The 13,327-nt window shown below is 33.4% G+C and carries 11 protein-coding genes; all 11 read left to right on the top strand.

Annotated elements, in window-relative coordinates; genetic code table 11:
- Positions 1 to 97: 97 nt before the first annotated feature.
- Complete coding sequence (locus tag CS063_RS15860) at positions 98 to 481, top strand: zinc ribbon domain-containing protein YjdM (protein ID WP_330401030.1); 384 nt, start codon at positions 98 to 100, stop codon at positions 479 to 481.
- A 133-nt stretch (positions 482 to 614) separates the two neighbouring features.
- Positions 615 to 1,352 (top strand): GntR family transcriptional regulator, encoded by a 738-nt coding sequence (locus CS063_RS15855; protein ID WP_099450672.1) that lies wholly within the window; start codon positions 615 to 617, stop codon positions 1,350 to 1,352.
- Positions 1,353 to 1,579: 227 nt separating this feature from the next.
- Positions 1,580 to 2,629 (top strand): substrate-binding domain-containing protein, encoded by a 1,050-nt coding sequence (locus tag CS063_RS15850; RefSeq protein WP_099450671.1) that lies wholly within the window; start codon positions 1,580 to 1,582, stop codon positions 2,627 to 2,629.
- Between the two features lie 24 nt (positions 2,630 to 2,653).
- Positions 2,654 to 4,165, top strand: coding sequence for a sensor histidine kinase (locus CS063_RS15845; protein WP_099450670.1), 1,512 nt, complete (start codon positions 2,654 to 2,656; stop codon positions 4,163 to 4,165).
- Between the two features lie 59 nt (positions 4,166 to 4,224).
- Complete coding sequence (locus CS063_RS15840) at positions 4,225 to 5,817, top strand: response regulator (RefSeq protein ID WP_099450669.1); 1,593 nt, start codon at positions 4,225 to 4,227, stop codon at positions 5,815 to 5,817.
- Entirely contained in the window at positions 5,817 to 6,857 is a 1,041-nt protein-coding gene (locus CS063_RS15835; protein WP_099450668.1) for a sugar ABC transporter substrate-binding protein, read from the top strand. The genes CS063_RS15840 and CS063_RS15835 overlap by 1 nt, the downstream gene beginning before the upstream one ends.
- A 185-nt stretch (positions 6,858 to 7,042) precedes the next feature.
- Positions 7,043 to 8,167 carry a multiple monosaccharide ABC transporter substrate-binding protein gene (chvE, locus tag CS063_RS15830; RefSeq protein WP_099450667.1) on the top strand — a complete coding sequence of 375 codons (1,125 nt, stop codon included), beginning with the start codon at positions 7,043 to 7,045 and terminating at the stop codon, positions 8,165 to 8,167.
- A gap of 95 nt (positions 8,168 to 8,262) precedes the next feature.
- Positions 8,263 to 9,801, top strand: a complete 1,539-nt coding sequence (mmsA, locus tag CS063_RS15825) for a multiple monosaccharide ABC transporter ATP-binding protein (protein ID WP_099450666.1) — start codon at positions 8,263 to 8,265, stop codon at positions 9,799 to 9,801.
- Positions 9,802 to 9,814: 13 nt separating this feature from the next.
- Complete coding sequence (gene mmsB, locus CS063_RS15820) at positions 9,815 to 11,020, top strand: multiple monosaccharide ABC transporter permease (RefSeq protein ID WP_099450665.1); 1,206 nt, start codon at positions 9,815 to 9,817, stop codon at positions 11,018 to 11,020.
- Between the two features lie 29 nt (positions 11,021 to 11,049).
- Positions 11,050 to 13,050 carry a methyl-accepting chemotaxis protein gene (locus CS063_RS15815; RefSeq protein ID WP_099450664.1) on the top strand — a complete coding sequence of 667 codons (2,001 nt, stop codon included), beginning with the start codon at positions 11,050 to 11,052 and terminating at the stop codon, positions 13,048 to 13,050.
- Between the two features lie 163 nt (positions 13,051 to 13,213).
- Positions 13,214 to 13,327: transaldolase family protein (locus CS063_RS18175; protein WP_308415549.1), on the top strand; the 114-nt coding region annotated here is incomplete at its 3' end.

Genomic DNA, 13,327 nt, shown 5'->3' with positions numbered 1-13,327 from the left:
GCTTTACTTTTTGGAAAACATTTATTGATAAGATACCTTAGAGAAGAAACGAAAAAATGCTACAGTTTGTCAGGAGTGAAGGAGTATGCTAATATAAGTGAATAGAACTAGAATGAATAGGAATGGAGAAAATGATAGTATGTACGATTTACCTAACTGCCCAAAATGCAACTCACCTTATACTTACGAAGAGGGGAGCCTTTTGATTTGCCCAGAATGTGCCCATGAATGGACAGTTCAAAGTAAAACAGACGCTTCTGAGGAGCAGAAAGTCATTAAAGATGCTAATGGTAATATTTTGCAAGATGGAGATAGCATAACAGTCATTAAAGACCTTAAAGTAAAGGGAAGTTCTTTAGTTATTAAAATGGGGACTAAAGTAAAAAATATACGTTTAGTAGAGGGCGATCATGACATTGACTGTAGAATTGATGGCATTGGAGCTATGAAATTAAAATCAGAATTTGTAAAGAAACTTTAAAGGGGCAAGCCATTGGCTTGCTCCTTTAAAGTTTTAGATAGGTATAATTTATAAAGTATTAAAATAGACTTTCGGCAAGAATAGGGTATAATAGACTTACATAGTAAAGTTTAAAAAGGGAGTAGCTAAGATAATGATAGAAATGAAAAATAATTTTACCCCCAGATATTATCAGCTTAAAAATATCATCATTGATATGATTGAAAATGAAGAAATTGGCGTAGATGAGTGCATTCCTTCTGAGCCTAAACTAATGCAAACTTATAATTTAAGTCGTACTACCGTAAGGAAGGCAATAGATGAGTTAGTTAATGAGGGTTATTTATATAAGAAACAAGGAAAAGGGACTTTTGTAAAAGGCAGAGGTTTTGAACAAGGACTTATTAAATTATCAGGCTGTAGTGAAGATATTAGGCGTTATGGACTTGAACCTAAACCTTATGTGCTAAGAGCAGAGATAGAAAAGCCTTCAAAAAAGGTAGCTAAGATGTTAGGAATCAGTCAAGATGAAGAAGTTTTTTATATGGAACGTGTTATTTACGGAGATGATATTCCTATTAATAAGAATAAAAGTTACATTCCCTATCAATTTTTTAAGGGCATTGAAAAGATTGATTTTAGCCAGGAATCTCTTTATAAGGTTTTAGAAAAGGATTATGGAGCTGTTATAAAAAGAGCTATTCGGACAGTAGAGGCTATTTTGGCAAGTGAAGAAATTGCTCTGCAGCTTAAGATTAAAGAAGGTGCTCCAGTTATGCTTTTTAAAGGGCAAGTCTATGCGCAGATGCAAGGTAAAGAAGCTATTATTGAATATTTTGAAGCGATTTATCGCTCGGATCAGTTTCAATTTTATATTGAGCAACATAGATAGACGTTTATAGTTTAGAGTAACTTAAATAAAGAGAATATTATTTATTCCTACTAAAGTGTTAGAAGTAACATAGGAATGAGTGGTATTCTTATTTTTTTGTGTATTTAATACAAAAAAGATGGTATAATTTTATAAAATTAAAAATATTTAATTTAGAGTTGCATGAAAAGATAACTTACATAAAGCCAATAAAACAAGAGAATAACGGACAAAAGGAGAGGAAGAAGGTGAATAAGGTGGGGCAGGGTAATAAAAGGGCACTACCCATTATTTTATATATAAGCATAGTGAGTATTTTTATCATTACGATGTTTAGTTTTTTTTACTTTAGACAAAAATTTTTTACGATAGGGCTATCTAAAGAAGTGGATTATGAAACTTATAAGAAACATTATGTAATGATTACAAGTGACACTAAGTCTCCTTTTTGGGAAGCCGTTTATCAAGAGGCTAGGACAGAAGCCAAAGCTTACAATGCTTATGTAGAATATATGGGAAAAAACTTATCTACACCTTATGATACGAAAGAGCTTCTTAAAATAGCCACTAATTGCAATGTGGATGGCATTATTTTAGAAGGTGATGAAAGTGAAGAGACAACAAACCTTATTAATAAAGCAGTAGAAAAAGGGATTATGGTTATCACGGTATTAAAGGACAACCCTAAAAGTAAGAGACAGTGTTTTATAGGCGTTAATAATTATAATTTAGGTAAGCTTTATGGTGAGCAAGTTTTAGCTTTGTATAAAGGAGAACCCGAACGCGTATTAGTTTTGATGGATTCAGGTAGTTCAGATACCAATCAAAATATAGTTTACTCAAGTATTAAAGAAACTATTTATGAAGGCCTGAAAGAAAGTGATACTGTAGAGCTCCAAGCAGTAAGTATACGAAATGATAATCGTTTTAGTTCAGAAGAAAGTATACGGGATATTATTATGGATGTTAAGCATCTACCTTCCATTATGATTTGTTTAAATGATATTGATACCAAATGTGCTTATCAAGCGGTTGTAGATCACAACAAGGTAGGAGAGATTGATATTTTGGGATACTATGACTCACAAGATATATTAGCAGCTATCCAAAAGCAAATTGTTCATTCAACAGTTGCAATTGATTCAAAAGAAATGGGAAGTTTGTGCATATGGGCGCTAGAAGAATACAAGACTAGTGGGCATGTAAGTAGTTATTTAACAGCGGATATGGAGATGATTACCATGAAAGAGCTAGATATCTACTTACAGAAAATGAATGAAGTAGGTACTACACCCTAAGTAAGTTGGGAAGGAGGAAGCAAGATGAATAGAGCGATTAGTTTAATAAAAAGCAAATGGTATTCCTTAAAAATTAGAACGAAACTTATTACAGTTTTTATGTTTACTTTTTTAATCGTTTTAATCATTAATTTTTTTATGTATAGCAATATTAATGCAATCACAAGAAAAATAGATAAGGTCTATATGAGTAATGTAAATCTTAATCAATTAATAGAAAGTTTAGCAGCTGTTCAAAATAGTATGACAGATTATTTGAATACCAAAAACTCAGCAGCTCTCCAAGAATATTATGCATGGGAACAAAACTATAGTAAGCAGATGGGAAATTTAAATAATGAGATTACAGATGATGACAGATTGCTTATGGAAAAAAATATAAAAAGCATGTCAGAAAATTATCTAAGAATTACTAACGAAACGATGCAGGCTAAAAGAAGTCGTAATGTTGAAAAATATAAAAAATATTACGAGGAAGCATCAGAACTATTTACACATATTAATACATATATTTATAGCTTAAATAATGGGCAGTTTAAATATAATTCACATAATTATCAAGTTCTACTAAGTTCTCTACAGTATTTAGAAACCATAGTAACGATTATTATTATAGTAGTTATCATAGCTAGTATTGTTTTGATTTATTTTTTGACCTATAGCATTACTAATCCTTTAACAGAGTTAGCTGAAGCTGCAAACGAAATTGCAAAAGGTCATTTTGATGTAAGTTTAATCAAAAATTATGCACTAGATGAAGTAGGCATTGTATCAAGAGCTTTTAATCATATGATTATTAGTATACAAGAATATATCCAGAGAATTAAAATGAATTTAGAAATAGAAAATGCCATGAAAGAAAAGGAATTGATTATAGCAAGTCATCTAAAGGATGCTCAACTTAAATATTTACAAGCTCAGATTAATCCTCATTTTCTCTTTAATACTCTAAATGCAGGGGCACAGCTCGCTATGATGGAGGGAGCAGATACAACTTGTGTATTTATCGAAAATATGGCAGATTTTTTTAGATATAATATCAAAAAAATTAACGAAGATGCAACTTTAGAGGAAGAGCTTAAGCTAGTAGATAATTACATTCACATCTTGAATGTACGATTTGTAGGGGAAATTAATTATAAAAAAGAAGTAGAGGATACATTAATCAAGGTAAGAGTACCCAGTATGATTTTGCAACCTATTGTAGAGAATGCAGTTAATTATGGTATTAGAGATATAGAATGGGAGGGACGTATTGAACTTAAGGTATATGAGGAAGATTCATTTATTAATATTAGTATCAGTGATAATGGAGTGGGGATTAGTGAAAGTAAAATTCAAGAGATTCTACAAGGCAAAGGAGGAGGAAGTGAGAAGGCTAAGAATTCTAATGGCATAGGATTAGATAATGTAATCACACGCTTAAGGCTCTATTATGGCATAGAGGACGTATTTGAAATAATAAGTGAAGGGCATAACAAGGGGACACAAGTCATTATCCATATTCCTAAGGTGAACAAAGCAGTAGCCTGTTAAAAAATCATTTTAGATACGTGCATAAGTGTGATAAGTATCTTGCATAAGGGGAGGTAAAAATGTATAGAATTATGTTGGCAGACGATGAAGGAATAGTCATTAATTCTCTTAAATTTATTATAGAAAAGCATTTTAAAGATGAGTGTGTGATAGAATTTGCTAAAACAGGACGTCATGTTATTGAATTAGCAGAGAGATTTAGGCCCGACATTGCTTTTATGGATATCCAAATGCCAGGTATTAATGGAATAGAAGCTATAAAAGAAATTAAGAAGGTAAGTCCTTCTACTCTTTTTATTGTTTTATCTGCCTATGATAAATTTGAATATGCCAAAGAGGCTATTCATTTAGGAGTATTAGAATACCTTAATAAGCCTGTTAATCAAAAGGTAATTGTGGAGATTATTGAAAAGGCGATACATCTTATAAATAAGCAGAGAGAGCAGAGAAATCATGATTTAATGGTAAAAGAAAAATTAGAGATTGTAGTACCTATTATAGAGAGCGGACTGATTTATGCTATACTTTTCCAAGAAGAATGTCCAGAAGATCGTTTACAATACCATGAATTGTTAGGGATTAAAGAGGAGTATGGCTATGTTATGGTACTGGAATATGGTGATGTCATAGAGAAAGGAAATTTGACAAATGTAGTAGGAGCAAGTGTAAAAGCTCAAAGTTTTTCTTATACTTTAAGGGAGATAATCAAACAGTACTTCGATTGTGTGATAGGGGCAAATATGACCAATAAAACTGTTATTTTTGTTCCTTTTGGAAAGTCTCAGTTAGAATACAGTGATCGTATAAATATTATTGAAAAGGCTCGAGAAATGCTAGTTAGACTTAGACAGAAGATAGAAGTTGAGTTTAGAATAGGTATTGGAAAAGTGAAGGATTTAGAAAGATTAGTCGAATCCTATAGGGAAGCTGTAACAGCTATGAAAAACTCAAAAGGGAAGGTGGCTCACTTTAATGACTTACCCTCTAATAGTATTTATATAGAAGAGTATCCAGTAGAACTGGAACAAACCTTATTAAATACCATTTGTCGAGGTCGATTTGCAGCAGCAAGGACAGAGACAGAGCACTATTTTGAGCAACTCATAAGGAACTATCCTTCTTGCGAGGCAGAGATTAAGCTTAAAATATTAGAAATTGTATTACATAGTGAACAAAAGGTTTTTTCCAGCCAAGGGATGGTCTATGATTTTAGGAATAGAAAGAATTATTTAAGTGATATGACAGAAATAGATAGTTATGAGCTACTAAAAAAATGGTTTTTGCAAAAAATATCAGAAATCTGTACCGAGGTGAATACGAAAAAGAAAGATCAATCAACGCTCTGTATAGAGAAGGCTAAGGCGTATATCCAAAAACATTATGCAAAGGATATTTCTTTAGATGAAGTGTCAAGGGAAGTAGATATTAGTCCTTATTATTTTAGTAAGCTTTTTAAAGAAGTAACAGGAGAAAACTTTATTGAATATGTGACAGATATAAGAATTGAAAATGCAAAAAGGTTACTAGATCGTGGTATAAGTATCAAGGAGGTAGGAATTGAAGTAGGATACAGTGACCCCAATTATTTTAGCCGTATCTTTAAGAAGATTGTAGGATTAACACCTACAGAATTCAAGGAGGTTAAGTGTTAATGAAGAGAAAACATGGAATCTGGTTTTTGATAGGCATATGTATCTGTACATTAGGAGGGTGTGGTTCGATGAATTCTTACCACACAGAAGAAGAAAAGGTAAGAGAGGAAAAATTAGTTATAGGATTATCTGTAGATTCATTTGTTATTGAGAGATGGCAAAGAGAAAGAGACATATTTATTTCAAAGGTTCAAGAATTAGGTGCTGAGGTAAATGTACAAAATGCTAATGGAGATATAGACGAGCAAATAGCACAAATTGAATATCTTATTGATAAAAAAGTACAGGTGATTACAGTTATTCCAGTAGATTCTAGGGCACTAACAGATGTAATAAAAAAAGCAAAAAGTAAAGGTATAAAAGTTATTGCTTATGATCGATTAATTAAAGATGCAAATGTAGATTTATACATATCTTTTGATAATAAGAAGGTAGGAGAATTAATGGCTCAAAATCTAGTACAAACAGTACCTGAAAATGGTAATGTCCTTATGATTTGTGGCCCTTTAACAGACCATAATGTTTTGCTAATGGAAGAAGGATTTGAAAGTGTTATCACCAAAAGTAACTTAAATATAATTGATAAACATTATGTTGAACAATGGATTCCAGAAAGGGCATTTGCCATTACAAATAAATATCTTCAATTATCTTATAAAATAGATGGGATTATGGGAGGAAATGACGCTGTAGCAGGGCAAGCCATAAAAGCACTAGCAGAAAGACGCTTAGCAGGAAAGGTAAGTGTAGTCGGGCAAGATGCAGATGTAGAAGCCTGTCAACGTATTGTGGAGGGAACGCAAAGTATGACAGTTTATAAACAGGTAGATGAACTAGCTAAAAGGGCAGCAGAATATGCTGTAAAATTTGCAAAGGGAGAAAATGTAGAAATACTAGATACAATATTTGATGGTAGTTTTGTTGTGCCCTATGAAAAGTTAGAACCTATAGCAGTGACAAAAGAAAATATGCAAGAAGTTATCATTGATGGAGGATTTCACTCACAAGAAGATGTTTATCTTAATATTCCCATAAAGTAGAGTAAGGTAAGGGCCTAGACAATTTTGTCTAGGCTTTTATTTGTATGTGCAAAAAAATACTACTAGCATTTTAAATAAAGGATAGAGAGGCAAAAATATAGAGAATGTCAAAAACAAAGTACTATTACAGGTATGTTACAGTAAATATGTACAAAGTATCTATTCATTCTAAGGGGGATAATAATATGAGAAAGAAATTAGTAAGTATGTTATTAGCAAGTATGTTGACAGCTACTATGTTAATAGGTTGTGGTGGTAAGCCAGCAAGCCCAGCAAGTAGTGAACCAGCTGCACCAGCTAAGCAAGAAGCAAAAACAGAAAAAGCAGGTAGCAATAAAATTGGTGTAGCAATGCCTACTAAAGACTTACAACGTTGGAACCAAGATGGCAGTAATATGAAAAATCAACTTGAACAAGCAGGCTATACAGTAGATTTACAGTATGCTAATAATGATATTTCTACCCAAGTATCACAAATCGAAAATATGATTACGAATGGTTGTGAAGCACTTGTTATTGCATCTATTGATGGTGGCTCATTAGGTACGGTACTTGCAAAAGCTAAAGAAGCGAATATCCCTGTCATTGCTTATGACCGTCTTATTATGGATACAGATGCAGTTTCTTACTATGCAACCTTCGATAACTACATGGTTGGAACCATTCAAGGTAACTACATTGTAGATGCGCTTGACCTTAAAAATGCAGCAGGTCCATTTAATATTGAACTTTTCACTGGTTCACCAGATGATAACAATGCACGTTTCTTCTTTGGTGGAGCAATGGATGTTTTAAATCCTTATATTGAATCAGGAAAATTAAAGGTTGTATCTGGTCAAAAGAAATTTGAAGAAGTAGCAACCCTTAACTGGTCAACAGAGGAAGCTCAAAAACGTATGGAAAACCTTATTACTGCTTACTATTCAGATGGAACACAATTAGACGTTGTTCTTTCATCAAATGACTCTTGTGCGATTGGTATTAGTAATGCACTTCAAGGTTCTTATAAAGGTGAGAAATTCCCTGTTTTAACTGGTCAAGACTGTGACGTTGCAGCAATGAAAAACATTTTAAATGGTAAGCAATCTATGTCAATTTTTAAAGATACACGTACCTTAGCAGCAAAGGTTGTTGAGATGGTAAATGCTATTATGAAAGGCGCAGAAGTACCTGTTAATGATACGAAGACTTATGACAATGGTAAAGGTATCGTTCCTACCTTCCTTTGCGAACCAGTATTTGCAGATAAAGATAACTACAAAGAATTATTAATTGATTCAGGCTACTATACAGAAGATCAGTTAAAATAGATAATTCATAATAAACAAGGTAAATAAGTTGGAGGAGGGCTATGTGGTAAACATTGCCCCCTTCTTCTATCAAACTTATTTTAGGAGGGGTGAACTTGGCAAACGTATTACTTAAAATGCAAAATATCACGAAAAAGTTTCCCGGAGTAAAAGCTTTAGACAATGTTAATCTTGTTGTTGAAGAAGGGGAAATCCATGCATTGGTAGGTGAAAATGGAGCGGGTAAGTCAACGCTTATGAATGTATTAAGTGGCATTTATCCCTACGAGAGCTATGAAGGAGAAATTATTTATCAAGATGAAGTATGTAAGTTTAAAGAGATAAAGGATAGTGAGGAGAAGGGCATCGTTATTATTCATCAAGAGCTTGCACTTGTCCCCTACATGACTATTGGTGAGAATATGTTCCTTGGAAATGAACAGGGAAAGACAATGGCAATAGATTGGGATCAAACCTATAACAAAGCAGATAGCTTGCTTCAAACGGTTGGTCTAACAGAATCTTCTAAAACACTTATTAAAGATATAGGTGTAGGCAAACAGCAACTTGTAGAGATTGCTAAAGCCTTAGCTAAAAATGTTAAGTTACTCATTTTAGATGAACCAACTGCTTCTTTAAATGAAGCTGATTCACGCAAATTATTGGATTTATTATTACAGTTCAAGAAGGAAGGTTTAACTTCTATTATTATTTCGCATAAACTTAATGAGATTTCCTATGTTGCAGATAAGATTACTATTATGCGAGATGGTAGTACGATTGAAACTTTAGATAAACTAACGGATGATATTAGTGAAGAACGTGTTATTAAAGGAATGGTGGGGCGTGAACTTACAGATCGTTTTGCTAAAAGAGAAAAACATGCTTTTGGAGAAATAAGCCTAGAGGTAAAAAATTGGACTGTTTATCATCCTTTTTATACAGAGCGTAAAGTAGTAGATAATGTTTCTATGAATGTACGAAAAGGGGAGGTAGTAGGAATAGCAGGACTTATGGGGGCAGGGCGAACGGAACTAGCTATGAGTATATTTGGTAAGAGTTATGGTTCCAATATTTCAGGTGCTCTTAGGATTAACGGTGAAGAGGTAACACTTAATAGTGTGGAACAGGCTATAGAGAAAAAGTTAGCTTACATAACAGAAGATCGTAAGGGAAATGGACTTATACTGAGTAATCCAATAAGGATCAATACAACATTAGCTAATTTGAAAAATGTAAGTAAGGGGAAAAATATTGATAAAGATTTAGAGATAAATGTAGCTAAAGATTATGTAAATAAACTAAGGACCAAGTGTAATTCGGTGGAGCAAGAAGTAGGAAATTTGAGTGGTGGTAACCAACAAAAAGTTTTACTAAGTAAATGGATGTTTACAGACCCTGATATTATGATCCTAGATGAACCAACAAGAGGGATAGATGTTGGAGCCAAGTATGAGATTTATTGCATCATTAATGATTTTATAGCAGCTGGGAAATCAGTTATTCTCATCTCCTCAGAACTACCAGAGATTTTAGGTATGTGTGACCGTATTTATGTCATGAATGAGGGACGTATAGTAGGTGAACTGAATCAAGAAGAAGCTACTCAAGAAGTCATTATGTCTCAAATTTTAAATTCAAGTAACCACAAGTAAAGGAGAATGCAGAATGGCAAAAATAAATATTGAATCCCAAGCAAATGAATTTGACAAAGCCAAAGTGATAGCTAAATTAAAAGAATTTATGAAAAAGAACTCAATGATTATCGCACTGTGTATTGTTGCCTTATTTTTTACTTATAAAACAGGAGGAACGTTATTAACGTCTCAAAATATAAATAACCTCATCGCACAAAATGGATATGTGGTTATCCTTGCTGTAGGTATGCTCATGTGTATTTTGACAGGTGGGAATATTGATTTATCTGTAGGTTCTGTTGTAGCGCTTGTAGGGGCAGTAGCAGGAACGCTTATTGTAAATTTAAAAATGAATATTATTCTAGCTATTGCTATTTGCCTGCTTATAGGTGTTGCAATCGGTGTTTGGCAAGGCTTTTGGATTGCTTATGCACGTATTCCAGCTTTTATTGTAACCCTAGCAGGCATGCTTTTATGGCGAGGGGTAGCACTCATTGTTTTAGATGGTTTAACTATTTCTGGTTTCCCAGATGAATTTCTGAATATATTTAATAGCTATATACCTGACTTCTTTGGAGGGAGTATAAATATTACTTGTATAGTAATCTGCGTTGTAATTTGTGTACTCTATTTTGCCATTCAATTTACAGGACGTATGAAAAAGGCGAAAAAGGGTTATGAGCTAGAAAATATCAGTATGTTTATTATTAAATCCATAATTATTTGTGGAGCTATTTTAGCAGTCGGATATTCTTTGGCACAGTATAAAGGGTTACCAGCTATTCTTATCCTTTTAGCAATTATTGTACTTATTTATACTTACTACACCTCAAGAACTGTACCAGGACGTCATCTTTATGCCTTGGGGGGGAATGAAAAAGCAGCTAAGCTTTCTGGTATTAATACGAATAAGGTTATGTTTAAAGCCTATGTAAATATGGCATTTTTAAGTGCAGTTGCTGCACTTGTGTGTGTAGCACGTTTTAATTCAGCAGCACCTACAGCAGGAACAAACTATGAGTTAGATGCAATTGGTTCTTGCTTTATTGGTGGTGCTTCAGCCTATGGGGGAACAGGAACGATTAGTGGTGCTGTAATAGGAGCTATTTTTATGGGAGTTATTAATAATGGTATGTCTATTATGGGAATTGACTCCAACTATCAAAAAGCAGTAAAAGGTTTAGTTTTACTTGTAGCAGTAGCATTTGATGTGCTATCTAAGAGGAAAAGCAAGTAGCTGTACTAAGATAAATAGAGGGGGTCAATATGAAGAAAGTCCATTCAGCTAATAACAGCAAAAAAGTTAAGTCGATTAAAAGTTCGTTAATTATAACCTGCATTTTATTTGCTATTATACCGCTATTGGGTGTAACCTATGTATCTTACTCTATTTCTAAAAATGCTTTAAAAACAACTAGTGAAAAACTTACCGTACAAATGGTGGAACAGATTGGTTTAAATACAAATAATTTTATTAGTGATATTGAGACCAGTGTGAATCAGTTTGTAGCAAAAGACCTTATACAAAGCAATGCACTTGCACACTACTTTTCAACAGATAATAAAGAAAAAATTTCTGCTAATATGCAGATGAGTCAAGCGATAGTCACTCTAGCTAATTTAAATGAAAATATTAAGAGCACACACCTTGTTTTAGACAAGGGAGAAATTCTATCAGGTGGTGAAGGTATAAATAGAGAAGGTTTACTTACTTTAACTAAGTTAGAATTAGGGGGGCTATTGTATTGGCAAAAGGGTTTAGGAGAAGATAGAGAAGGAATTTATGTACTAAGGGATGTGATTGCTCCATCAAGTAAAGGTGTAGGTAAACTTGGCATTACGATTCACTTACAAGGATTTAATCCTATATTCAATAATGCAAAGCTACTAGAGGGTTCCAGTCTTATGATTGTAGATACTAGTAAGCAAGTCATCTATAGCACTGTGGAAGGAGCTTTAACCATTGAAGAGGATTTGTGGGAGGTGATTTGCTTACAAGAGCCTTTAGAAACAGTGACTTGGAATAAAAATCTCATTACTTATACAAACCTTTCAAATGGTTGGCGCCTAATAGCTAGAGTGCCAGAGCACGCTTTAACTAAGCAGCTTACACAAGTAACAGTTTATATAGGAGGTATTATATTTATAACGGGTATTATCGCTGTAGCGGTGGGTGTAAATAGTGCTAAAAGGTTTTCAGATCCTATTATCAACCTAATGAAGTATATCAAGGAAGCAGAACAAGGCAATTTAATGGTTCAAATTGAGCCTAGGGGAAACAATGAAGTAACAGAGTTATGTAAGAGTTTTAATTGTATGATTACGCATATAAGAGAGTTATTAATACAAACCACAAAGGTAACAGAGCAAAGCCTGGAAGATAGCAAAATGCTCAATCAATCTACGGAGTACTCTGCTGAATCCGTAGCGCAATTATCTTCATCAGTAAGAGATATTGCTGAAGGAACTATTTATCAAGATATAAATGTTAAAAAGGGTAGGGAAACTATGAATGACTTAGCAAAAGGCATTCAAGAAATTATATATAAGAGTCAGGCGGTTTATGAAAATAATCAAGGCATAAAATTATTTATCGAAGAAGCCACGAAATGTATAGCACTCTTAAAAGAAACCATGAGCTCTTCGCTTACTATGTTTAGTCATATTGAAGAGAGTATAACAGAACTTGAAGGGTTAAATAAAGAAATAGGAGCAATGATGGGATTACTTGATACAATTAGTACACAAACCAACTTATTAGCACTTAATGCAAGTATTGAGGCAGCAAGGGCAGGTAAGGCAGGACAGGGGTTTGTAATAGTTGCACAAGAGGTAAGAAATTTGGCTGAACAATCTAGGGCTTCAACGACAACTGTTCAACAGGCTCTTCATCAAATCAAAGAAAAAAATACAGATGCCAATGAACTTGTTCATAAATCAACAACCATTTTTAAAAAGCAAGAAGAAGTATTTAATAAGACCTCTCATATTTTCTTAAATATCGTACAAACCCTTAAGGTAATGGATAAGGAACTTGAAGGGATTAATGATAAAATGCAAAAAATGGAAGACCTGAAGGAAGAAACACTCTTGCAAATTGATACGATTGCTCAGGTAACGGAAAAGTCTACAGAAGCTACTCAAGAGGTATATGCCCTAAGTGAAGAACAAAAGAGTATCATGACAGATTTATCAGGTCTATCCAATCGTTTAACCACGACCATGGAAGCTCTTAATGAATCAGTCAAATATTTTAAATTAAGTTAAGACTAAAAAGGACCCCCTGGGTTCTTTTTAATTTTAACAAAATAAATGCATGAGAAGAGTTGCAAAAAAATAAAATTAATAGTACAATGAACTTGTACGGACAACGTAACGACACTATCAATAGAATAGTATAAAAGAATAAAATAATCGAGGAGGAATTAAAATGAAATTATTTGTGGATACTGCCAATACAGAAGAAATTCGTAAGGCAAATGACTTAGGTGTAATCTGTGGTGTAACAACAAACCCATCTCTTATTGCACGTGAAGGTTTAGAG

The organism is Sporanaerobium hydrogeniformans (assembly GCF_002735925.1).
Taxonomy (GTDB): Bacteria; Bacillota; Clostridia; order Lachnospirales; family Cellulosilyticaceae; genus Sporanaerobium; species Sporanaerobium hydrogeniformans.
This window is presented reverse-complemented; position numbering and strand designations above follow the sequence as displayed.

Bases quoted from the DNA above. Each gene is read 5' to 3' on its own strand.
- CS063_RS15855 (WP_099450672.1), top strand. From the start codon at position 615: ATGATAGAAATGAAAAATAATTTTACCCCCAGATATTATCAGCTTAAA.
- CS063_RS15845 (WP_099450670.1), top strand. From the start codon at position 2,654: ATGAATAGAGCGATTAGTTTAATAAAAAGCAAATGGTATTCCTTAAAA.
- CS063_RS15840 (WP_099450669.1), top strand. From the start codon at position 4,225: ATGTATAGAATTATGTTGGCAGACGATGAAGGAATAGTCATTAATTCT.
- CS063_RS15835 (WP_099450668.1), top strand. From the start codon at position 5,817: ATGAAGAGAAAACATGGAATCTGGTTTTTGATAGGCATATGTATCTGT.
- chvE (WP_099450667.1), top strand. From the start codon at position 7,043: ATGAGAAAGAAATTAGTAAGTATGTTATTAGCAAGTATGTTGACAGCT.
- mmsB (WP_099450665.1), top strand. From the start codon at position 9,815: ATGGCAAAAATAAATATTGAATCCCAAGCAAATGAATTTGACAAAGCC.
- CS063_RS15815 (WP_099450664.1), top strand. From the start codon at position 11,050: ATGAAGAAAGTCCATTCAGCTAATAACAGCAAAAAAGTTAAGTCGATT.